Here is a 21,582-nt window from a genome sequence, read left to right on the forward strand (position 1 = left end):
CGAAATGCTCATTGACAGCTGTCAACTCCGCTTTCTCGCCTCTGTTCGCCTTGTCTTACCTGCGCTCGTTACGCTTTAAAGCAGCCGGATTGTACCGGGCCCTGAGCAAAACATCAGCCTGTTGACTAAACCTTGATCAAACCTTCGAGGGCCTCATAAGCCAACCGCACCGGAGCGAAAGAGCGTCGATGAATCGGCGTCGGGCCCAGGCGGGCCAAGGCCTCCAGGTGTACCGGAGTCGGATAGCCCTTGTGCCCGCCGATACCGTAACCCGGGTAAATCAATTCGAAAGCCGCCATTTCACGGTCACGGCTGACTTTGGCCAGGATCGAAGCCGCGGCGATTGCCGGCACCTTGCCATCACCCTGAATGACCGCTTCAGCACGCATCGCCAGCTTCGGGCAACGATTGCCATCGATCATCGCCAGTTTCGGCGTGATGCTCAGCCCTTCCACAGCGCGCTGCATGGCCAGCATGGTGGCATGCAGAATGTTCAGCTCGTCGATTTCCTCGACTTCGGCGCGAGCGATACACCAGCTCAGGGCTTTTTCGCAGATTTCGTCGTAAAGCTTCTCGCGGCGGGCTTCAGTGAGCTTCTTCGAGTCGTTGAGGCCGAGAATCGGCCGGCGCGGATCAAGAATTACCGCTGCTGTCACCACGGCACCGCACAACGGGCCGCGACCGACCTCATCGACACCTGCAACCAGATCTTCAGCGTCGGCGACCAAGGTAAAATCCAACCCCATCTGCATCTTTATCTTACTCATTGTAGTGTGCCGACCAGCTTCAGTACCGCCTCAGCGGCCTGATTCGAGGCATCGCGACGCAATGTCCGGTGGATCTGGTCGAAGCCTCTGGTTTGCTCTTCTCCGTCTTCGATCAACGGCGATAACGTCAGCGCCAGGGCCTCGGCAGTTGCATCGTCCTGCAACAACTCGGGCACCAGCAGACGCTGTGCCAGCAAGTTGGGCAATGAGATGTAGGGGCTTTTGACCATGCGTTTGAGAATCCAGAACGTCAGCGGCGCGAGGCGATAAGCAACCACCATCGGCCGCTTGTACAGCAGGGCTTCCAGGGTCGCGGTGCCAGAGGCAATCAGAACTGCGTCGCAGGCGGCAAGTGCCTGGTGGGAGCGGCCGTCGAGCAGGGTCAGCGGCAAGTCGCGGCCGGCCAGCAACTCTTCGAGCTGCGCGCGGCGCTCGGGACTGGCGCAGGGCATGACAAACCGCACGCCCGGACGCAAGGCTCGCAGGCGCTCGGCGGCATCGAGAAACAGCCCACCGAGCCGGCCGACTTCCCCACCACGACTCCCTGGCATCAATGCCACCAGTGGGCCGGCGGGTAATCCGAGTTCGGCACGAGCCGCGGCACGATCCGCTTGCAGCGGGATCGCATCGGCCAGGGAGTGCCCGACAAAACGCACCGGCACGCCCTGCTCTTCGTAGAATTTCGCCTCGAACGGAAACAGCGTCAGCATCAGATCGCAGCCTTCGCGGATCTTCAGCACGCGTTTCTGACGCCAGGCCCAGACTGACGGGCTGACGTAATGTACGGTCTTGATCCCGGCCTGACGCAGTTTGAGTTCAATATTGAGGGTGAAGTCCGGTGCATCGATACCGATGAATACATCCGGCTTTTCGGCGATCAGTGTCTTGATCAGCTTTTTGCGCCGAGCCAGCAGCTCGCGTAAACGCCCCAGAACCTCGACCAGCCCCATGACGGCCAGGCGCTCCATCGGAAAATAGGAGGTCAAGCCTTCGGCTTGCATCAGCGGGCCGCCGACTCCAATGAATTCAACAGAGGGATGCCGGGCTTTGAGCGAGCGCATCAACCCCGCGCCGAGAATATCGCCGGAAGCCTCGCCAGCCACCAGTGCAACACGCAAAGTGGCCATGACTAACGAGTAATGCCGCGAGTCGAAGACTGGATCGAATCACGGAACACTGCGACTTCGGGAAACTGTACAGACGACTCAGCCAGCTCAGCCAACGCCTGATCGACAGTCAGCCCCTGGCGGTAAACCACCTTGTAGGCACGACGCAGGGCATGGATAGCGTCTTCGCTGAAACCACGCCGGCGCATGCCTTCGAAGTTCATGCTGCGGGCCTCGGCAGGGTTGCCGAATACTGTGACGTAAGCCGGGACATCCTTGCCGATGGCGGTACCCATGCCGGAAAAGCTGTGGGCGCCGATATGGCAGTATTGGTGAACCAGGGTAAAACCGGAGAGGATTGCCCAGTCTTGAACGTGCACATGGCCAGCCAACGCAGTGTTGTTGACCAGAATGCAGTGGTTGCCGATGACGCTGTCGTGACCGATGTGGGCATAGGCCATGATCAGATTGTGATCGCCCAGGGTCGTTTCGGCACGATCCTGGATGGTCCCACGGTGAATCGTCACGCCTTCGCGAATGACGTTATGGTCACCAATCACCAGACGGGTTTCTTCGCCTTTGTATTTCAGATCGGGCGTGTCCTCACCTACCGAGGAAAACTGGTAGATGCGGTTGTGCTTACCGATTCGGGTCGGGCCCTTGAGAATCACATGCGGCCCGATCACTGTACCCTCGCCGATTTCCACACCAGCGCCGACGATCGACCAAGGGCCGACCTCGACGTCGTCGGCCAGAACGGCCGTCGGATCGATGATTGCGCGAGGGTCAATCAAACTCATAGTTTGCGTTCCGCGCAGATGATTTCAGCAGAGCAGACTGGCTTGCCGTCGACCGAAGCCCGGCATTCGAACTTCCAGATCTGACGCTTGCAGCTCAAGAATGTGGCTTCGAGTATGAGCTGGTCACCTGGCGTTACCGGCTGGCGGAAGCGCAGCTTGTCGGAACCGACGAAGTAGTAAAGGGTGCCATCGGCAGGCTTCACATCCAGCATCTTGAAACCAAGGATTCCGGCAGCCTGAGCCATCGCTTCGATGATCAGCACGCCCGGCATGATCGGATGCGCCGGGAAGTGACCATTGAAGAAAGGTTCGTTGATGCTGACATTCTTGTAGGCACGAATGTACTTGGCCTCAACATTCAGCTCCGCTACACGATCCACCAGCAGGAACGGATAACGGTGGGGCAGGTATTCGCGAATCTCGTTGATGTCCATCATTTCGGGGGGAAGCCTGTAGTAAAGATTGGGAGTGCGCGTTTGACGCGCACTCCTCTAGCAAATCAAGGAGGCAGTCTAGCGGCTGTGCACACTTGATATGGAAATGGTATCAGCCATCTGATGAAGCATTACCGCCAGGGGTCACGTCCCCTACACGCTTTTCCAGTTGTCGCAGACGTCGCGCGATGTCGTCGAGCTGACGGATGCGTGCCGCGCTTTTGCGCCATTCGGCAGCCGGTTGCATTGCTGTACCGGATGAATAGGAGCCCGGCTCGGTGATCGAGTGGGTGACCATGGTCATCCCGGTCAGGAACACGTTGTCGCAAATTTCGATGTGCCCAACCAGCCCTACGCCACCGGCGAGCATGCAGTGCTTGCCGATTTTGGTGCTGCCGGAAATCCCCACGCACGCCGCCATGGCGGTGTGATCACCGACCTGAACGTTGTGAGCGATCTGAATCTGGTTATCGAGTTTCACCCCATTGCCAATCACGGTATCGGCCAACGCACCGCGGTCGATGGCGGTATTCACGCCAATCTCCACATCGTCACCGATCAATACACCACCGATCTGGGCAATTTTCTGCCAGACGCCTTTCTCGTTGGCAAAGCCGAAGCCTTCACCGCCGAGCACCGCGCCGGACTGAATGACCACTCGTTTGCCGATTCGCACGTCGTGGTACAGCGTTACCCGCGGAGCCAGCCAGCCGTCTTCGCCGATTTCACAACGGGCTCCGACAAAACAGTGGGCTCCGACCGCAACGCCAGCGCCAATCCGTGCAGCGCTTTCAATCACCGCAAAGGCACCGATGCTCGCCGCCGGATCGATCACCGCGTCCTCGGCCACGACTGCCGTCGGATGAATGCCGGCACTGGCCTTGGGCTTGGGGTCGAACAGGTGGGAAATCCGCGCGTAGGCAAGGTACGGGTCGGCCACCACCAGTGCATCACCGACAAAATCTTCAGCGTCAGCGGCCTTCAGCATCACGGCTGCGGCCCGGCTGCCGGTCAGGTATTTGCGGTATTGGGGGTTTGCCAGAAAACTCAACTGAGCTGGGCCAGCCTCCTGCAAAGTGGCTAGCCCAGTAATTTCCTTCTCCGGGTCGCCACGTAACGTGGCGCCGAGGAACTCGGCCAACTGGCCGAGCTTCATAGTCGCGGCCATGGTTTACTTCAGCTGATTCATGCGCTCGATAACCTGGCGCGTGATGTCGTACTGAGGCTTGACATCAATCACTGCGCCACGCTCGAAGACCAGGTCAAATGCACCTTTCTTGATGACTTCTTCCACAGCGCTGTCCAGTTTCGGCTTGAGCTGCTTCAGCATTTCACGGTCGGCAACAGCTTTGGCTTCGTTCAGTTCCTTGGACTGGAACTGGAAGTCACGAGCCTTTTGCTTGAACTCAAGCTCAAGGCGCTCACGCTCGCCCTGAGCCATCTTGTCGCCACCACTGACCAGACGATCCTGGATGCCTTTGGCGCTGCTTTCCAGGCTTTTCAGCTTGCTCAGCTGCGGGCCGAATTTCTTCTCGGCATCCACGGCGTATTTTTTCGCCGCATTGGATTCCAGCAGTGCCATTTGATAGTTCAGCACTGCGATTTTCATGTCGGCAAATACCGGGGTCGCTACCAGGACAGTCGCCAGGAGAACCAATTGAGTCAACTTACGCACGATGCACTCCTACAAAATCCATTGTCGTTATCTTGGGTCAGACTATTAGAAAGTCTGGCCGAGGGAAAATTGGAACACTTGGGTCTCAGCGTCATCCGGTTCCTTGATCGGCATCGCCAAAGCAAAGCTTAACGGGCCCAGCGCGGTAATCCAGGTCACCCCGACACCGACGGAGCTGGCCAGACCGTCAAGACCGATGTCATTGCATTCAACCTTCTTACCGGAAGCAGATACCTTGCTCGAACTGCAATTGCTGTCGAACACGTTACCCACGTCCCAGAACAGGGAGGTCCGCAATGAGCGTTGATCTTTCACGAATGGCAGAGGGAACAGGAGTTCAACGCCACCTTGAATCAATACGTTACCACCGAACGGCAGCGGGTCCTGATCCGGGTCTCTGAGGGTACCTGGGTTCGTACCCAGACTAGGCGTACTACGCGGACCCAGGGTGTTGTCCTTGAAGCCACGAACCGAGTTGAAACCACCGGCGTAATAGTTCTCGTAGAACGGCAGACCATCGGTCGAACCATAACCATCACCATAACCCAGCTGTGTGTGCAGGCGCATGGTGTAGTTGTCAGTCAACGGCTGGAATACCTGACCGCGGTAGTCGAGCTTGAAGAACGACAGATCGCTGCCAGGCGTCGTGCTTTCCAGCACCAGGCTCTGCGAGTGACCACGGGTGGGCAGCACGCCCTTGTTCAGGGTCGACTCGGACCAACCGGCCGAAGCCTTGAAGTTCAAATACTTGTCGCCTTCCTGGCTGACGAAGTCGAAAATTTCGTCAACGGTGTAGCGACCGGTCTTGATCTCATCTTGTTGCGCCGACAGGCCGAAGGTCAGGCGCGAGGTCTCGCTGATCGGGTAACCGACGCTGACGCCCGCACCCAGGCTGTCTACCGCATAGGTAGCAACATCGACATCGAGTTCCTCGTAGTCAGTGGTGCGATAGAAGGCGTTGTAACCCAGGCTGACACCATCCGCCGTCCAGTACGGGTCGACATAACCGAAGTTATAGCGGGTCTGGTATTCGCTGCGAGTCAAGCCGACGCTGACCTTGTTACCGGTACCCAGGAAGTTGTTCTGGGTGATCGAACCACCGAGGATCAAGCCGGCGCTCTGGGCGAAACCGACGCTGGCGGTAATCGAACCGGAAGCCTGTTCTTCGACGCTGTAGTTGACGTCGACCTGGTCGTCGGTGCCTGGCACTGCCGGTGTCTCGACGTTGACTTCCTTGAAGAAGCCCAGACGTTCCAGACGGGTTTTCGACTGGTCGATCAGGTAGGTCGAAGCCCAACCGCCTTCCATCTGACGCATTTCCCGACGCAGCACTTCGTCTTCCGACTTGGTGTTGCCACGGAAGTTGATACGGTTCACGTAGGCACGCTTGCCCGGGTCAACCACGAAAGTGATATCGACCGTGTGGTCTTCCTCATGGGGCTGCGGCACGCCGTTGACGTTGGCGAAGGTGTAGCCTTCGTTACCCAGACGACGGGTGATCAGCTCAGAGGTAGTGGTCATCAGCTTGCGCGAGAACACCTGGCCCTTCTGCACCAGCAGCAACGACTTGACCTGGTCTTCAGGCACTTTCAAGTCACCGCTCAGCTTGACGTCACGAACGCTGTACTTGTCGCCTTCGTTGACGTTGACCGTGATGTAGACGTGCTTCTTGTCCGGGGTGATCGAGACCTGGGTCGAAGCGATATCCATGTTGATATAGCCGCGATCCAGGTAATAGGAACGCAAGCGCTCCAGGTCACCGGAGAGTTTTTCACGGGCATATTTGTCATCATTCTTGAAGAACGACAGCCAGTTGCTGGTCTTGAGCTCGAACAGGTCGATCAGGTCTTCATCGGGGAAGACCGTGTTACCCACCACGTTGATGTGCTGGATGGCAGCGACCGTGCCTTCGTTGATGTTGACCTTCAAGCCAACACGGTTGCGCGGCTGCGGTATCACTTCAGTGTCGACCGTCGCCGAGTAGCGACCTTGAGCGACATATTGACGCTGCAGCTCGTTACGCACCCCTTCAAGGGTCGCACGCTGGAAGATTTCGCCTTCGGACAGACCGGATTGTTTGAGGCCCTTCATCAGGTCTTCAGTGGAGATCGCCTTGTTACCATCGATCTCGATACTGGCGACAGAGGGTCGCTCGACTACTGTGATGACCAGGACATTGCCTTCGCGGCCCAGCTGGATATCTTGAAAGAAACCGGTTTTGAACAACGCACGAGTGGATTCCACCAGGCGACGATCGTCCGCCTGCTCGCCGACGTTTAGCGGCAAGGCACCAAAGACGCTACCCGCGGAGACCCGCTGGAGGCCATTGACCCGAATATCGGAGATAGTGAAGGACTCAGCGTGAACTTCGGCGATCATCAATACGGAGAGAACCGCAGTTAGCAGCAGACGTTTCATGAAGTCCTTTCTTATTCCAACTGGCAATAAACAAACTGCCGCAAAATGCGGCAGATTCGCAATTCAGCGAAAGCGTTACAGTCGACCCAGATCGTTGACCAGAGCAAGCAACATCACCCCGACCACCAAACTGATACCGATCTGTATCCCCCAACCCTGCACCCGATCCGACAAGGGACGACCACGCGCCCACTCAATCAGATAAAACAACAAATGCCCCCCATCCAGTACAGGAATGGGCAACAAATTCAGAACGCCCAGGCTAATACTCAGATAAGCCAGGAAATTCAGGAAATCAGCGACGCCCGACTGGGCAGAAGCGCCCGCCACTTTAGCAATGGTTATCGGTCCACTCAAGTTTTTTACCGAGAGCTCACCGAACAACATTTTCTTTAGTGAATCAAGAGTCAGGACACTCATGGTCCAGGTGCGTCGAGCCCCCTCGCCAATCGCCTCCAGAGGACCGTAACTGACCTCGCGGATCATGGACGGTGGCCAATCGACAGCTTTTACCCCTGCGCCGAGATATCCGGTGGCGACTTTCGCCTTGCCCTTGGCAGCCAAAGTAACAGGGACGTCGATTTGAGCACCGCCACGCTCGACCCGCAGCACAATTTTGGTTTCAGGACGTATACGGACCTGATCAACCACTTGCTGCCAATCGCTCAACGCCTGGCCATCGAGTGCCAACAGACGGTCACCGGTTTTCAGCCCGGCAGCCTGGGCCGGCCCGTTCGGATCCAGCTCAGCCAGCACCGGCGGCAAGGCCGGACGCCACGGACGAATCCCCAGGGAGTGAATCGGATCGGGCTCGTCAGCACCTTTGAGCCACTTGTCCAACACCAGCTCGCGTGCTGAGTCGGCGGTCGAACCTTCTTCACGCACCAACACCTGCAGGGAACCACTTTCGCCCAACCGGCGTACCAGTTGCAGATTCACCGCGGCCCAACCCGTAGTTGGTTCACCATCGATCGCGACGATTTCCTGGCCCGGACTCAATCCGGCCTTGGCGGCAATACTGCCGATTTCAACGTTACCAATGACCGGCCGCACCTGCTCGCTGCCGAGCATGGCCAAGACCCAGAAAAACACCAGGGCCAGCAAGAAGTTGGCTATCGGACCGGCCGCGACTATAGCGATACGCTGGCGAACCGATTTGCGATTGAAGGATTGATCGAGTTGATCGACCGGCACATCGCCTTCGCGCTCGTCGAGCATTTTCACGTAGCCACCCAAGGGAATGGCAGCAATCACGAACTCCGTGCCGCGACGATCATGCCAGCGCAGCAGTGGCATACCAAAACCCACAGAGAAGCGCAGAACCTTGACGCCGCAACGGCGCGCCACCCAAAAGTGGCCGAATTCGTGGAAGGTGACCAGCACGCCCAGAGCAACCAGGGTGCCGACAATCATATAGAGCGCGCTCATCTACTTACTCCGCATTCCTATCCAGTGCCGATACGCTCGGACCCGCTGCAACGTCTATCGCCCGTGGCGACTCAACCATTGCTCGGTCAGGGCGCGGGCTTTGGCGTCCGCCGAGAACACCGCGTCGAGTTCTTCGACGGCGACCACAGGCTCGATGTTCAATACTTCCTCGATGATACTCGCGATCTCCGGGTAGCGGATGCGCCGTTCGAGAAAGGCTGCGACCGCCACTTCATTTGCTGCATTCAACATGGCCGGCGCGCTGTTACCTGCCTCCGCCGCCTGGCGGGCGAGCCGCAGACAAGGAAAACGCTGCTCATCCGGGGCCTGAAAGTCCAGGCGCGCGATCGAGAACAGATCAAGAGGCGCCACACCGGAATCGATTCGCTCGGGCCAGGCCAGGGCGTTGGCGATCGGCGTGCGCATATCCGGATTGCCCAATTGCGCCAGTACCGAACCGTCGACGTAGTCCACCAGCGAATGAATCACGCTCTGCGGATGAATCACCACTTCGACCTGATCCGGCCTGGCATCGAACAGCCAGCAAGCCTCGATCAACTCGAGGCCTTTGTTCATCATGCTCGCCGAATCCACCGAGATCTTGCGACCCATCGACCAGTTGGGATGGGCGCAGGCCTGCTCGGGAGTCACATGCTCAAGCTCGGCCAGCGGCGTTTGCCGAAACGGGCCACCCGAGGCGGTCAGCAGGATCCGACGGACCCCGACAGCCCCAAGCCCGCGAGCAAAATCGTTGGGCATGCACTGAAAAATCGCGTTGTGCTCGCTATCGATCGGCAACAGCACCGAACCACTCTTGCGCACCGCCTGCATGAACAAGGCGCCGGACATCACCAGCGCCTCCTTGTTGGCCAGCAGAATCTTCTTGCCGGCTTCGACCGCCGCCAGGGTCGGACGCAAACCCGCCGCCCCGACGATTGCCGCCATCACCGCATCGACTTGAGGATCGGCCGCGACCTGGCACAACCCCTCCTCCCCCACCAGAACCCGGGTTTGCAGACCCGCCGCCCGCAGATCGTCCTGCAGCCTGCGTGCAACGCCGACCTCAGGAACGACCGCGAAGCGCGGCGTATGGCGCACGCACAAGGCGAGCAACTCGATCAGCCGACTGAAACCGCTCAAGGCGAAAACCTGATAACGCTCGGGATGCCGGGCAATGACATCGAGGGTGCTCAGGCCGATCGAGCCGGTCGCGCCCAGCACGGTAATCTGCTGTGGGCGATTCACGGCGCAGCCATCCACAACAGGACGGCAAATACCGGAATGGCCGCGGTCAGGCTATCGATGCGATCCAGCACACCGCCATGGCCCGGCAGCAGGTTGCTGCTGTCCTTGATCCCTGACTGACGCTTGAACATGCTTTCGGTCAGGTCACCGACCACCGAAATCAGCACGACAATCGCCGCGCCGATCAAGCCCATCAGCATCTGCGCAGCGCTCCAGTCACGGGCAAGGCCGACGACGGCAGTGATCAGTAAGCTCGCCGCCAACCCACCGTACACCCCTTCCCAGCTCTTGCCCGGACTGACCCTCGGCGCCAGCTTGCGCTTGCCGAAGGCCCTACCGGAAAAATAGGCACCGATGTCCGCGCCCCAGACCAGCACCATCACCGCCATGATCAGCCAGTTGCCCAAGGGCTGCTGCTTGATCAGGACCAGCCCTTGCCAGGCCGGCAACAGGATCAACAGACCAATCACCAACTTGCTCGCCGCACTGGCCCATCGCTCACTGGTGCGCGGATAAGTCAGCACCAGGAAGGTTGCCAGCGACCACCAGATCACCGCTGCAGCCAGCACCCACGGCGCGAGCCCGGGCAGCACATGCATGAAAAACAGCAGCAGCGCGACCATGGCCGCGTAGGCAACCCGGACCGGCTGGGCAGTAAAACCTGCCAGCCGAGCCCATTCCCAGGCAGCCAGGGTCACCACCAATCCAATAAACAACGCAAAACCGGTGCCTTCCAGCAGGAAAAACCCGCATAAGGCGATCGGCAACAGGATTAGCGCGGTAATGATTCGTTGTTTAAGCATTAAGCCCGGGCTCCCGCTTCGACCTGTTCGCTCGTTTTACCGAAGCGGCGCTGGCGAGAAGCGTAATCGGCCAGCGCAGTACGCATGGCATCGTGTTTGAAGTCCGGCCAGAACAGGTCGGAGAAATACAGTTCGGCGTACGCCAACTGCCACAACAGGAAATTACTGATGCGGTGTTCACCGCCCGTACGGATGCACAAGTCCGGCAGGGGCAGATCGCCCGTCGCCAGACAGGTTTGCAATAATTCGGGCGTGATGTCTTCGGGGCGCAGATGCCCGGCCTGAACCTCGCGCGCCAGGCGTTGGGCAGCCTGGGCAATATCCCACTGGCCGCCATAGTTGGCAGCGATCTGCAGGACAAAACGATTGCTGCCCGCCGTCAGCGCCTCAGCCTCACGCATGGCCGCCTGCAACTCCGGATGGAAGCGCGAGCGGTCACCGATAATGCGCAGACTGATGTTGTTGTCGTTGAGGCGCTTGGCCTCGCGACGCAACGCCTTGAAAAACAGATCCATCAAGGCACTGACTTCGTCGGCCGGGCGTTGCCAGTTCTCACTGGAAAAGGCAAACAGGGTCAATACTTCGACCTTGGCCTCGGCACACACTTCAATGACCGCACGAACAGCATCAACGCCCGCTTTATGCCCGGCAACACCCGGCATAAAGCGCTTTTTCGCCCAGCGATTATTACCATCCATGATGATCGCCACATGACGTGGCACCGAAGACAGTACAGCCTGCTTGGTCTTTTCCATGTAAACGCGACCCTTATACGGCCATCAGGTCCGCTTCTTTTTGCTTCACGGCCGCCTCGATCTCCGCCACAAACTTGTCAGTCAGTTTCTGGATGTCGTCTGCCGCACGGCGCTCTTCGTCTTCGCTGATTTCTTTCTCCTTGACCAGGTCTTTCAACTGGCTCAAGGCATCGCGACGAATGTTGCGCACCGCTACACGGCCGTCTTCCGCCGCTTCACGCGCCTGCTTGGTGAAGCCCTTGCGGGTTTCTTCGGTCAGGGCAGGCATCGAGATCAGCAGTAACTCACCCAGGTTGGTCGGGTTGAAGCCCAGGCCAGCGCTCTGGATCGCCTTGTCGACCGCTTGCAGCATGTTGCGCTCGAATGCCACGACTTGCAGGGTCCGCGAATCCTTGACGGTGACGTTGGCCACCTGGTTCAGCGGGGTATCGGAACCGTAGTAAGGCACCATCACGCCACCCAGGATGCTTGGGTGAGCCTGGCCGGTACGAATCCGGCTGAATGCGTGATGCAGCGATTCCAGGGATTTTTGCATGCGCTCTTGCGCGTCTTTCTTGATTTCGTTGATCATTTTTCGCCTTCCTCGATCAGGGTCCCTTCTGCGCCGCCATGCACGATATTCAGCAGGGCGCCGGGCTTGTTCATGTTAAATACGCGCAACGGCATCTTGTGGTCACGGCACAGGCAAATGGCCGTCAGATCCATCACGCCCAGCTTGCGATCCAGCACTTCATCGTAAGTCAGATGATCGAACTTCTCGGCATGCGGGTCTTTGAATGGGTCAGCGGTATAGACGCCATCAACCTTGGTTGCCTTCAACACCACGTCGGCATTGATCTCGATGCCCCGCAGGCAGGCTGCCGAATCGGTGGTGAAAAACGGGTTGCCGGTACCGGCCGCGAAGATCACCACGTCCTTGGCGTTCAGGTGACGCATGGCTTTTCGACGATCATAGTGATCGGTCACACCCACCATGGAAATAGCCGACATCACAATGGCCGAGATATTCGCACGTTCCAGCGCGTCACGCATGGCCAGAGCGTTCATCACAGTGGCCAGCATGCCCATGTGGTCGCCTGTCACCCGATCCATCCCGGCGGCACTCAGCGCGGCGCCACGGAACAGGTTGCCACCACCGATCACCAGACCGACTTGAACGCCGATACCGACCAACTGGCCGACTTCCAGCGCCATGCGGTCCAGCACCTTCGGATCAATCCCGAATTCTTCCGAGCCCATCAGGGCCTCGCCGCTAAGCTTGAGTAGAATGCGTTTATAGCGAGCCTGATAACCACTGCCCTGCTGAGCCATTGCGAATCTCTCCTGCGGCGTATTTTTAAAAATTCTTTGCCAGCTGTTTTCAGCCAGCGTTCACTCTAGCTTGACGCTATCACAGCGCAATCGGAACACGGCGTTGTAAGCCAGTTCCGAAGGGAAACCAATCAAATTGATCACCCCATTTGAAAAGAGGCTGCGCGCGTGAGCGGGCAGCCTCTTCTGGGCGACAGTTGAAAACCGTCTTACTTCTTGCTGGCAGCCAGCTGGGCAGCAACTTCTTCAGCGAAGTTGTCGACCGGCTTCTCGATGCCTTCGCCTACCTGGAAGCGGGTGAAGGAAACGATTTCAGCGCCGCCTTTCTTGGCCAGATCGCCAACGGTCACTTCAGGGTTCTTGACGAACGCCTGGTTGACCAGGCTGGCTTCGGCGAGGAACTTGCTGATACGACCAGCAACCATTTTCTCGACGATTTCAGCAGGCTTGCCTTTGATCTTGTCTTCGTTGAGGCTCATGAAAACGCCTTTTTCGCGTTCGATGGCTTCAGCGGAAACCTGCGATGGCAGCAGGAACTCAGGGTTGCTGGCCGCTACGTGCATAGCGATGTCTTTGGCCAGCTCAACGTTGCCGCCTTTCAGTGCCACGACTACGCCAATCTTGTTGCCGTGCAGGTAAGAACCTACAACGTCAGCTTCGATACGCGCCAGACGACGGATGTTGACGTTCTCGCCTACTTTGCCAACCAGTGCTTCACGAGCCGGCTCTTGAGCGGCGATCAGCGGAGCTGCGTCGGTCAGTTTGTCAGCGAACGCTTTTTCAACGCTGGCAGCGACGAAGTTCTTGAAGTCGTCTTGCAGAGCCAGGAAGTCGGTTTGCGAGTTGACTTCGATGATCACGGCAGCCTTGCCGTCTTCCTTGATGCTGATTGCGCCTTCAGCAGCAATATTGCCTGCTTTCTTGGCAGCCTTGATGGCGCCCGATGCACGCATGTCATCGATGGCTTTTTCGATGTCGCCGTCAGCCTTGGTCAAGGCTTTTTTGCAATCCATCATGCCTTCGCCAGTACGCTCACGCAGTTCTTTGACCAACGCTGCAGTAATCTCTGCCATTTTCAAAATCCTCTTGGATAGGTTTTCAACCATTCCACCCGAGCGAACGGGCGTTCAAATTCTTGCCCCGAGAACACCTGGCAACCGCCGCATGACAAAAACCGCCACGGGCATTTCCTACAGATGATTTTCGAGGTGGCAAAAAGGGGGCCAAGCCCCCTTTTTGCGTACTGAGTAAACGCTAAGCGCTAGTTACTCAGCCTTCAACTACCGCTGCCGGAGCGTCTTCGACGAACACTTCGGTGCCGCCAGCAACGTGGTTGCGACCACGGATTACCGCGTCAGCCATCGAACCCATGTACAGCTGGATAGCGCGGATTGCGTCATCGTTGCCTGGGATGCTGTAGTCAACGCCGTCCGGGCTGCTGTTGGTATCGACAACGCCAATAACCGGGATGCCCAGCTTGTTGGCTTCGGTGATCGCGATGCGCTCGTGATCAACGTCGATAACGAACAGTGCGTCAGGCAGACCGCCCATGTCCTTGATACCACCCAGGCTACGATCCAGCTTCTCAAGATCACGAGTGCGCATCAGCGCTTCTTTCTTGGTCAGCTTGGCGAAAGTACCGTCTTCGGCCTGGATTTCAAGGTCACGCAGACGCTTGATGGAAGCACGAATGGTTTTGAAGTTGGTCAGCATGCCGCCCAACCAGCGGTGATCGACGTACGGCGAACCGCAACGTGCTGCTTCTTCAGCAACGATCTTGCCAGCGGAACGCTTGGTGCCGACGAACAGGATCTTGTTTTTGCCCTGGGCCAGACGCTCTACGAAAGTCAGAGCTTCGTTGAACATTGGCAGGGTTTTTTCAAGGTTGATGATGTGAATCTTGTTACGCGCGCCGAAAATGTACTTACCCATTTTCGGGTTCCAGTAACGGGTTTGGTGACCGAAGTGGACACCAGCCTTCAGCATATCGCGCATGTTGACTTGGGACATGATAGTTCCTTGATAAGTCGGGTTAGGCCTCCACGTATCCCAATGACCAACCAGCAGCGTCAAGCTGAAGGCACCCAGGTCATCGTGTCGACACGTGTGTGGGTTTAAGCCTTTCGGGGCATCCCCGGAAAGCGGCGCATTTTATACCATAAGAAAGGCGAAAACGAAACCAGGATTCACACCTCCCTGTGTCCGCTTTTGCCCTGACCTTGGAATCGGGTCAGAATGCACCATCTATTATAGAGTGAAGCGAAGGTCGGGCGTTCATGATTTGCCTCGACCGTCTGTTAGAATCGCGTTTTTGGGGCTGCGCAGACGCAACATTGAGTCACGCAATCCATCTTCCGTGTTTATTTGCGCCATTGAGCGCTAGAGAGCCTGTATGACCGTCACCCTCAAAACCCCCGAGGACATCGCGAAAATGCGTGTCGCCGGCAAACTGGCTGCCGATGTGCTGGAAATGATCGCCCAACACGTCAAACCCGGCGTCACCACCGAAGAGCTGGACCGCATCTGCCACGACTATATCGTCAACGAGCAGAAAGCCATCCCTGCTCCGCTCAACTACAAGGGCTTCCCGAAGTCGATCTGCACCTCGATCAACCATGTGGTCTGCCACGGCATCCCGAACGAGAAACCACTCAAAGATGGCGACACCCTGAACATCGACGTGACTGTCATCAAAGATGGCTATCACGGTGACACCAGCCGGATGTTTCACGTCGGCACTGTGCCTGTGTGGGCCGAGCGCCTGTCCCAAGTGACCCAGGAATGCATGTACAAGGCCATTGAACTGGTCAAGCCTGGCTGCCGCCTCGGCGATATCGGCGAAGTCATCCAGAAGCATGCCGAGAAAAACGGTTTCTCCGTGGTTCGCGAGTTCTGCGGCCACGGCATCGGCAAGGTGTTCCACGAAGAACCGCAGATCCTGCACTACGGGCGCGCCGGCACCGGTATGGAACTCAAGGAAGGCATGACCTTCACCATCGAGCCGATGATCAACCAGGGCAAGGCCGACACCAAGGTCCTGGGCGATGGCTGGACCGCAATCACCAAGGACCGCAAGCTGTCGGCCCAGTGGGAACACACCCTGCTGGTCACCGCTACCGGGTACGAGATCTTCACCCTGCGCAGCGATGACACTATCGCGCGCGTCTCGGCCTGATCTGCCCCGCTGCTCCCTATAGAAAGAAAGGAAAGCCAATCGATGCCGCAGGTGGATCCAGAACTCTTCGACCGCGGTCAGTTCCAGGCTGAACTGGCCTTGAAGGCCAGCCCGATTGCGGCCTTCAAGAAAGCTATTCGTCAGGCCCGCGAGGTGCTTGATGAACGCTTTCGCTGCGGCCGGGATATCCGCCGACTGATCGAGGATCGCGCCTGGTTCGTCGATAACATCCTGCAAAAGGCCTGGGACCAGTTCGACTGGAGCGAAGACGCCGACATCGCCCTGGTCGCGGTCGGCGGCTATGGCCGCGGTGAGTTGCATCCCTACTCTGACATCGACCTGCTGATCCTGCTGGACAGCGCCGATCATGAAATCTTCCGTGACTCCATCGAGCGTTTTCTGACGCTGCTGTGGGATATCGGCCTGGAAGTCGGGCAAAGCGTGCGCTCGGTGGACGAATGCGCAGAGGAAGCCCGAGCCGACCTGACAGTCGTCACCAACCTCATGGAGAGCCGCACCATTACTGGCCCCGAGCGGTTGCGTCAGCGCATGCTGGAAGTCACCAGTACCGCTCATATGTGGCCGAGCAAGGAGTTTTTCCTGGCCAAGCGCGCCGAACAAAAGGCTCGCCACCACAAGTACAACGATACCGAATACAACCTGGAACCCAACGTCAAAGGTTCCCCCGGTGGCCTGCGGGACATCCAGACCCTGCTGTGGGTCGCCCGGCGCCAATACGGTACGCTGAATCTGCGCGCGCTGGCTGGCGAAGGTTTTCTGGTGGAGAGCGAGAACGCCCTGCTGGCGTCGTCCCAGGAATTCCTCTGGAAAGTCCGCTACGCCCTGCACATGCTGGCCGGCCGCTCCGAAGACCGCCTGCTGTTCGACCACCAACGTTCGATCGCCGGCTTGCTGGGCTTCGAGGGTGAGGACGCCAAGCACACCATCGAAAGCTTCATGCAGCAGTACTACCGAGTGGTCATGAGCATTGCCCAGCTCAGTGACCTGATCATCCAGCACTTCGAGGAAATCATTCTCGCGCCGGAAGATGAAACGCCACCGCAACCGCTCAATTCGCGCTTCCAGCTGCACGACGGCTACATCGAAGTCACCCGGGTCAATGTGTTCAAGCGCACGCCATTCGCCATGCTGGAAATGTTCCTGCTTATGGCCCAGCACCCGGAGATCAAAGGGGTTCGCGCCGATACCGTACGCTTGCTACGGGAAAACCGTCACTTGATCGACGATGATTTCCGCAACGACATCCGCAATACCAGCCTGTTCATCGAATTGTTCAAGTGCGAGATCGGCATCCATCGCAATCTTCGACGGATGAACAGGTACGGCATCCTCGGGCGCTATTTGCCGGAGTTCGGCTTCATTGTCGGCCAGATGCAGCACGACCTGTTCCACATCTATACGGTCGATGCCCATACCCTGAATCTGATCAAACACCTGCGCAAACTGCAGTACACCCAGGTTTCCGAGAAATTCCCGCTGGCCAGCAAACTCATGGGCAAGCTGCCCAAGCCCGAGCTGATCTACCTGGCCGGCCTGTATCACGACATCGGCAAGGGTCGGCATGGCGATCATTCGGACATTGGCGCGGTGGATGCCGAGGCGTTCTGCGCGCGCCATCAACTGCCGCAGTGGGACACCCGGCTGATTGTCTGGCTGGTGCAGAACCATCTGGTGATGTCGACCACCGCCCAGCGCAAGGATCTTTCCGATCCACAGGTAATCCACGACTTCGCACAGATCGTCAGCGATGAAACCCACCTCGACTACCTGTACGTACTGACCGTCGCCGACATCAACGCGACCAACCCGACCCTGTGGAATTCCTGGCGGGCCAGCCTGTTGCGTCAGCTCTACACCGAGACCAAGCGCGCCTTGCGCCGCGGCCTGGAAAACCCGGTGGATCGCGAAGAACAGATCCGCCAGACCCAGAGTGCCGCCTTGGACATCCTGGTGCGCGGCGGCACCGACCCGGACGACGTCGAACAGCTCTGGGCGCAATTGGGCGATGACTACTTCCTGCGTCATACCGCCGGCGACGTGGCCTGGCACAGCGATGCGATCCTGCAGCAACCGGCCGATGGCGGCCCGCTGGTGCTGATTAAGGAAACCACTCAGCGGGAATTCGAGGGTGGCACCCAGATCTTCATCTACGCGCCGGATCAGCACGATTTCTTCGCCGTGACGGTGGCCGCGATGGACCAGCTCAACCTGAACATTCATGACGCTCGGGTCATCACCTCCAGCAGCCAGTTCACCCTCGACACCTATATCGTGCTCGACACCGACGGCGACTCGATCGGCGACAATCCGGCACGGGTCAAGCAGATTCGCGACGGCCTGACCGAAGCCCTGCACAACCCGGATGACTACCCGACCATTATCCAGCGTCGGGTGCCGCGCCAGCTCAAGCACTTTGCATTCCCGCCACAGGTCACCATCCACAACGATGCCCAGCGTCCGGTGACGGTCCTCGAGCTAAGCGCCCCGGATCGGCCTGGCCTGCTGGCGCGGATCGGTAACATCTTCCTCGAGTTCGACCTGTCACTGCAGAACGCCAAGATCGCCACCCTCGGCGAGCGCGTGGAAGACGTGTTTTTCATCACCGACGCGAATAATCAGCCGCTTTCAGACCCGCAACTGTGCAGCCGTTTGCAGGACGCAATCGTCAAACAGCTGAGCGTCAGCCATGAACCGAATATCGAACTGTCGCGCATCAGCATTTAGCCGCGCGCCATGACCTGAGTGAGATCCGCCAGCAATGAACAACGCTCTGAACCAGTTGCAGCCCTACCCGTTCGAGAAACTCCGCGCCCTGCTCGGCACCGTGCAACCCACAGCAGACAAACGCCCGATCGCCCTGTCCATCGGCGAGCCGAAACACCGCTCGCCGGGCTTTGTCGCCGAAGCGCTGGCCAGCAACCTGGACCAGATGGCGGTATACCCGACCACGCTGGGCATACCGGCCCTGCGCGAAGCGATTGCTCACTGGTGCGAGCGCCGTTTCAGCGTTCCAGACGGCTGGCTCGACCCGGCGCGCAACGTACTGCCGGTCAACGGTACCCGGGAGGCGCTGTTCGCTTTCACCCAGACCGTGGTCAATCGCAGCGATGAAGCGCTGGTGATCAGCCCAAACCCGTTCTATCAGATCTACGAAGGTGCAGCCTTCCTCGCCGGGGCCAAGCCACATTACCTGCCATGCCTCGACGAAAACGGCTTCAATCCGGACTTCGACGCGGTGCCGGCAGAGATCTGGCAACGCTGCCAGATCCTGTTCCTGTGCTCGCCGGGTAACCCCACCGGCGCGCTGATCCCACTGGACACCTTGAAAAAGCTGATCGCCCTGGCCGATGAATTCGACTTCGTGATCGCTGCCGACGAGTGCTACAGCGAGCTGTACTTCGACGAACAAACACCGCCGCCGGGCCTGCTCAGCGCCTGCGTCGAATTGGGCCGCAAGGACTTCAAGCGCTGCGTGGTGTTCCACAGCCTGTCCAAACGCTCCAACTTGCCGGGCCTGCGTTCCGGTTTCGTCGCCGGCGATGCCGAGGTGCTCAAGGCGTTTCTGCTGTACCGCACTTACCATGGCTGCGCCATGCCGGTTCAGACCCAGCTCGCCAGCATTGCGGCGTGGAACGACGAAGAACATGTACGCGCCAACCGCACGCTGTATCGGGAAAAGTTCGATGCGGTACTGGAGATTCTCAGTCCGGTACTGGACGTGCAGCGCCCGGATGGTGGTTTCTATCTGTGGCCGAATGTTGAAGGGGATGACGCCGAATTCTGCCGCGAACTGTTCGCGCAAGAACATGTGACGGTGGTGCCAGGCTCGTACCTGTCCCGTGAAGTCGACGGCTTTAATCCGGGCGCCGGGCGCGTGCGGATGGCGCTGGTAGCGCCGCTGGCGGAATGTGTCGAAGCGGCAACGCGGATTCGCGACTTCATTCAGCGTCGGCGATAACAACACCTTCTGTAGGAGCTGGCGCAGGCTGCGATCTTTTGATTTTCAGCGCCCTTAATGACGCTAAAAGATCGCACGCCCGCGCCAGCCCCCACGGAATCGCGTGTAGCCGCAATTTCACCTGCGGCCCATTCCAGTAACACAATGCGACAAAGGTCGGCCGCCGCCGACGCCGAAACCGCCCGGTCATGGCATAATCCGTCACCTTTCGTTTCCAGCACCTGCAAAGGGGGCAATTCCTTGACCGTCTCAAGCAAAACGTTGCACCTTTTCGGCATCAAAGCCTGCGACACCATGAAAAAGGCGCGCACCTGGCTCGATGAAAACGCTGTCAACTATGACTTCCATGATTACAAAACGGCCGGAATCGACCGTGAACACCTGAGCCAGTGGTGCAACGAGCACGGCTGGCAAGTGGTATTGAACCGTGCAGGCACGACCTTTCGCAAACTCGACGACGAACGCAAAGCCGATCTCGATCAAGCGAAAGCCATCGAACTGATGCTCGCACAACCCTCGATGATCAAGCGCCCGGTGCTCGATCTCGGTGACAGAACCCTGATTGGCTTCAAGCCAGATATCTACGCGGCAGCTTTTGCATAAGCCTGCCCGTTCATTATTGTAAGAGGTAACTGCATGTCCACTACCCTGTTCAGCCTGGCATTTGGTGTCGGTACCCAGAATCGTCAAGGCGCGTGGCTGGAAGTGTTTTACGCCCAGCCATTGCTCAATCCATCGGCCGAGCTGGTTGCCGCCATTGCTCCGATCCTGGGTTACACCGAAGGCAATCAGGCCATCGCCTTCACCACCGCTCAAGCCGCGCAACTGGCCGAAGCCCTGAAAAGCGTCGATGCCGCTCAAGCCGCGTTGCTGACCCGTCTGGCCGAAAGCCACAAGCCGTTGGTCGCCACCTTGCTGGCAGAAGACGCCCAACTGAGTTCCACCCCCGAGGCCTACCTCAAGCTGCACTTGCTGTCCCATCGACTGGTCAAGCCCCATGGCCTGAACCTCGCCGGGATCTTCCCGCTGCTGCCGAACGTGGCCTGGACCAGCCAGGGCGCGATCGACCTTGCCGAACTGGCCGAGCACCAACTCGAAGCCCGTCTGCGCGGCGAGTTACTGGAAGTATTCTCGGTCGACAAGTTTCCGAAAATGACCGACTACGTGGTACCGGCTGGCGTGCGTATCGCTGACGCTGCACGGATTCGCCTGGGCGCCTACGTCGGCGAAGGCACCACCGTGATGCACGAAGGCTTCGTCAACTTCAACGCCGGCACCGAAGGCCCGGGCATGATCGAAGGCCGCGTCTCGGCCGGCGTATTCGTCGGCAAGGGTTCGGACCTGGGTGGCGGTTGCTCGACCATGGGCACCCTGTCCGGTGGTGGCAACATCATCATCAAGGTCGGCGAAGGCTGCCTGATCGGCGCCAACGCCGGGATCGGCATTCCGTTGGGCGACCGCAACACCGTCGAATCCGGCCTGTACGTGACTGCCGGGACCAAAGTGGCGCTGCTCGACGAGAACAATCAACTGGTCAAAGTGGTCAAGGCTCGCGAACTGGCTGGTCAACCTGACCTGCTGTTCCGCCGCAATTCAGTGACCGGTGCCGTGGAATGCAAAACCCACAAATCGGCCATCGAACTGAACGAAGCGCTGCACGCTCACAACTAAGCAGAGCGTCAAACG

At 58.6% G+C, this 21,582-nt stretch carries 20 protein-coding genes; 5 read left to right on the forward strand and 15 right to left on the reverse strand.

All coding sequences use genetic code 11. The features are described from left to right. Positions 1 to 125 precede the first annotated feature (125 nt). The 15 genes from rnhB to rpsB form a co-directional block, all read right to left on the reverse strand. Positions 126 to 752: a ribonuclease HII gene (gene rnhB, locus F8N85_RS11230; RefSeq protein WP_150803742.1), complete on the reverse strand. Its 627-nt coding sequence runs from the start codon at positions 750 to 752 to the stop codon at positions 126 to 128. An 11-nt stretch (positions 753 to 763) separates the two neighbouring features. Next, positions 764 to 1,894, reverse strand: a complete 1,131-nt coding sequence (lpxB, locus tag F8N85_RS11235) for a lipid-A-disaccharide synthase (protein WP_150803688.1) — start codon at positions 1,892 to 1,894, stop codon at positions 764 to 766. Between the two features lie 2 nt (positions 1,895 to 1,896). After that, positions 1,897 to 2,673 (reverse strand): acyl-ACP--UDP-N-acetylglucosamine O-acyltransferase, encoded by a 777-nt coding sequence (gene lpxA, locus F8N85_RS11240; RefSeq protein ID WP_150803689.1) that lies wholly within the window; start codon positions 2,671 to 2,673, stop codon positions 1,897 to 1,899. Further along, entirely contained in the window at positions 2,670 to 3,110 is a 441-nt protein-coding gene (gene fabZ / locus F8N85_RS11245) for a 3-hydroxyacyl-ACP dehydratase FabZ (protein WP_150803690.1), read from the reverse strand. The genes lpxA and fabZ overlap by 4 nt, the downstream gene beginning before the upstream one ends. Positions 3,111 to 3,219: 109 nt before the next feature. Next, positions 3,220 to 4,275 carry a UDP-3-O-(3-hydroxymyristoyl)glucosamine N-acyltransferase gene (gene lpxD, locus F8N85_RS11250; protein WP_150803691.1) on the reverse strand — a complete coding sequence of 352 codons (1,056 nt, stop codon included), beginning with the start codon at positions 4,273 to 4,275 and terminating at the stop codon, positions 3,220 to 3,222. Positions 4,276 to 4,278: 3 nt separating this feature from the next. Then, on the reverse strand, positions 4,279 to 4,782 hold the full coding sequence (locus F8N85_RS11255; protein ID WP_150803692.1) for an OmpH family outer membrane protein: 504 nt from the start codon (positions 4,780 to 4,782) through the stop codon (positions 4,279 to 4,281). 45 nt (positions 4,783 to 4,827) lie between these two features. Further along, positions 4,828 to 7,200: an outer membrane protein assembly factor BamA gene (gene bamA, locus F8N85_RS11260; protein WP_150803693.1), complete on the reverse strand. Its 2,373-nt coding sequence runs from the start codon at positions 7,198 to 7,200 to the stop codon at positions 4,828 to 4,830. A gap of 75 nt (positions 7,201 to 7,275) precedes the next feature. Beyond that, positions 7,276 to 8,628, reverse strand: coding sequence for a sigma E protease regulator RseP (gene rseP / locus F8N85_RS11265; RefSeq protein ID WP_150803694.1), 1,353 nt, complete (start codon positions 8,626 to 8,628; stop codon positions 7,276 to 7,278). Positions 8,629 to 8,682: 54 nt separating this feature from the next. Further along, a complete protein-coding gene (gene ispC / locus F8N85_RS11270; protein ID WP_150803695.1) occupies positions 8,683 to 9,873 on the reverse strand; it encodes a 1-deoxy-D-xylulose-5-phosphate reductoisomerase in 1,191 nt (396 codons plus the stop codon). Beyond that, on the reverse strand, positions 9,870 to 10,676 hold the full coding sequence (locus tag F8N85_RS11275) for a phosphatidate cytidylyltransferase (protein WP_150803696.1): 807 nt from the start codon (positions 10,674 to 10,676) through the stop codon (positions 9,870 to 9,872). The genes ispC and F8N85_RS11275 overlap by 4 nt, the downstream gene beginning before the upstream one ends. After that, the gene (gene uppS, locus F8N85_RS11280) at positions 10,676 to 11,431 is read right to left on the reverse strand and encodes a polyprenyl diphosphate synthase (protein WP_150803697.1); all 756 of its coding nucleotides are present in this window, start codon (positions 11,429 to 11,431) and stop codon (positions 10,676 to 10,678) included. Before uppS ends, F8N85_RS11275 begins: the two co-directional genes overlap by 1 nt. A 13-nt stretch (positions 11,432 to 11,444) precedes the next feature. After that, positions 11,445 to 12,002: a ribosome recycling factor gene (frr, locus tag F8N85_RS11285; protein ID WP_150803698.1), complete on the reverse strand. Its 558-nt coding sequence runs from the start codon at positions 12,000 to 12,002 to the stop codon at positions 11,445 to 11,447. Beyond that, positions 11,999 to 12,742, reverse strand: coding sequence for a UMP kinase (gene pyrH, locus F8N85_RS11290; protein WP_150803699.1), 744 nt, complete (start codon positions 12,740 to 12,742; stop codon positions 11,999 to 12,001). The genes frr and pyrH overlap by 4 nt, the downstream gene beginning before the upstream one ends. A 209-nt stretch (positions 12,743 to 12,951) precedes the next feature. Continuing rightward, positions 12,952 to 13,815, reverse strand: coding sequence for a translation elongation factor Ts (tsf, locus tag F8N85_RS11295; protein WP_150644509.1), 864 nt, complete (start codon positions 13,813 to 13,815; stop codon positions 12,952 to 12,954). Between the two features lie 196 nt (positions 13,816 to 14,011). Further along, the gene (rpsB, locus tag F8N85_RS11300) at positions 14,012 to 14,752 is read right to left on the reverse strand and encodes a 30S ribosomal protein S2 (protein WP_150803700.1); all 741 of its coding nucleotides are present in this window, start codon (positions 14,750 to 14,752) and stop codon (positions 14,012 to 14,014) included. 382 nt (positions 14,753 to 15,134) lie between these two features. On the opposite strand from rpsB, the gene map reads away from it, so the two are divergent. The 5 genes from map to dapD all read left to right on the forward strand — a co-directional run bounded on the left by map (position 15,135) and on the right by dapD (position 21,567). Further along, positions 15,135 to 15,917 carry a type I methionyl aminopeptidase gene (gene map / locus F8N85_RS11305; protein ID WP_150803701.1) on the forward strand — a complete coding sequence of 261 codons (783 nt, stop codon included), beginning with the start codon at positions 15,135 to 15,137 and terminating at the stop codon, positions 15,915 to 15,917. Positions 15,918 to 15,959: 42 nt separating this feature from the next. Continuing rightward, entirely contained in the window at positions 15,960 to 18,662 is a 2,703-nt protein-coding gene (locus F8N85_RS11310; protein ID WP_150803702.1) for a [protein-PII] uridylyltransferase, read from the forward strand. Positions 18,663 to 18,696: 34 nt separating this feature from the next. Further along, entirely contained in the window at positions 18,697 to 19,896 is a 1,200-nt protein-coding gene (gene dapC, locus F8N85_RS11315; protein ID WP_150803703.1) for a succinyldiaminopimelate transaminase, read from the forward strand. A gap of 240 nt (positions 19,897 to 20,136) precedes the next feature. Continuing rightward, positions 20,137 to 20,499, forward strand: a complete 363-nt coding sequence (locus F8N85_RS11320; RefSeq protein WP_224795671.1) for an ArsC family reductase — start codon at positions 20,137 to 20,139, stop codon at positions 20,497 to 20,499. A 33-nt stretch (positions 20,500 to 20,532) separates the two neighbouring features. Beyond that, the gene (dapD, locus tag F8N85_RS11325) at positions 20,533 to 21,567 is read left to right on the forward strand and encodes a 2,3,4,5-tetrahydropyridine-2,6-dicarboxylate N-succinyltransferase (RefSeq protein WP_150803704.1); all 1,035 of its coding nucleotides are present in this window, start codon (positions 20,533 to 20,535) and stop codon (positions 21,565 to 21,567) included. The last annotated feature ends 15 nt before the right edge of the window (positions 21,568 to 21,582 follow it).

Source organism: Pseudomonas fluorescens, assembly GCF_902497875.1.
GTDB lineage: Bacteria > Pseudomonadota > Gammaproteobacteria > Pseudomonadales > Pseudomonadaceae > Aquipseudomonas > Aquipseudomonas fluorescens_BR.

Excerpts from the sequence above, each read along its gene's own strand:
- F8N85_RS11275 (WP_150803696.1), bottom strand. The coding sequence starts at position 10,676 with ATGCTTAAACAACGAATCATTACCGCGCTAATCCTGTTGCCGATCGCC.
- rseP (WP_150803694.1), bottom strand. The coding sequence starts at position 8,628 with ATGAGCGCGCTCTATATGATTGTCGGCACCCTGGTTGCTCTGGGCGTG.
- fabZ (WP_150803690.1), bottom strand. The coding sequence starts at position 3,110 with ATGATGGACATCAACGAGATTCGCGAATACCTGCCCCACCGTTATCCG.
- uppS (WP_150803697.1), bottom strand. The coding sequence starts at position 11,431 with ATGGAAAAGACCAAGCAGGCTGTACTGTCTTCGGTGCCACGTCATGTG.
- dapC (WP_150803703.1), top strand. The coding sequence starts at position 18,697 with ATGAACAACGCTCTGAACCAGTTGCAGCCCTACCCGTTCGAGAAACTC.
- map (WP_150803701.1), top strand. The coding sequence starts at position 15,135 with ATGACCGTCACCCTCAAAACCCCCGAGGACATCGCGAAAATGCGTGTC.
- dapD (WP_150803704.1), top strand. The coding sequence starts at position 20,533 with ATGTCCACTACCCTGTTCAGCCTGGCATTTGGTGTCGGTACCCAGAAT.
- F8N85_RS11310 (WP_150803702.1), top strand. The coding sequence starts at position 15,960 with ATGCCGCAGGTGGATCCAGAACTCTTCGACCGCGGTCAGTTCCAGGCT.
- lpxB (WP_150803688.1), bottom strand. The coding sequence starts at position 1,894 with ATGGCCACTTTGCGTGTTGCACTGGTGGCTGGCGAGGCTTCCGGCGAT.
- tsf (WP_150644509.1), bottom strand. The coding sequence starts at position 13,815 with ATGGCAGAGATTACTGCAGCGTTGGTCAAAGAACTGCGTGAGCGTACT.
- bamA (WP_150803693.1), bottom strand. The coding sequence starts at position 7,200 with ATGAAACGTCTGCTGCTAACTGCGGTTCTCTCCGTATTGATGATCGCC.
- lpxD (WP_150803691.1), bottom strand. The coding sequence starts at position 4,275 with ATGGCCGCGACTATGAAGCTCGGCCAGTTGGCCGAGTTCCTCGGCGCC.
- frr (WP_150803698.1), bottom strand. The coding sequence starts at position 12,002 with ATGATCAACGAAATCAAGAAAGACGCGCAAGAGCGCATGCAAAAATCC.
- pyrH (WP_150803699.1), bottom strand. The coding sequence starts at position 12,742 with ATGGCTCAGCAGGGCAGTGGTTATCAGGCTCGCTATAAACGCATTCTA.
- rnhB (WP_150803742.1), bottom strand. The coding sequence starts at position 752 with ATGCAGATGGGGTTGGATTTTACCTTGGTCGCCGACGCTGAAGATCTG.
- rpsB (WP_150803700.1), bottom strand. The coding sequence starts at position 14,752 with ATGTCCCAAGTCAACATGCGCGATATGCTGAAGGCTGGTGTCCACTTC.
- lpxA (WP_150803689.1), bottom strand. The coding sequence starts at position 2,673 with ATGAGTTTGATTGACCCTCGCGCAATCATCGATCCGACGGCCGTTCTG.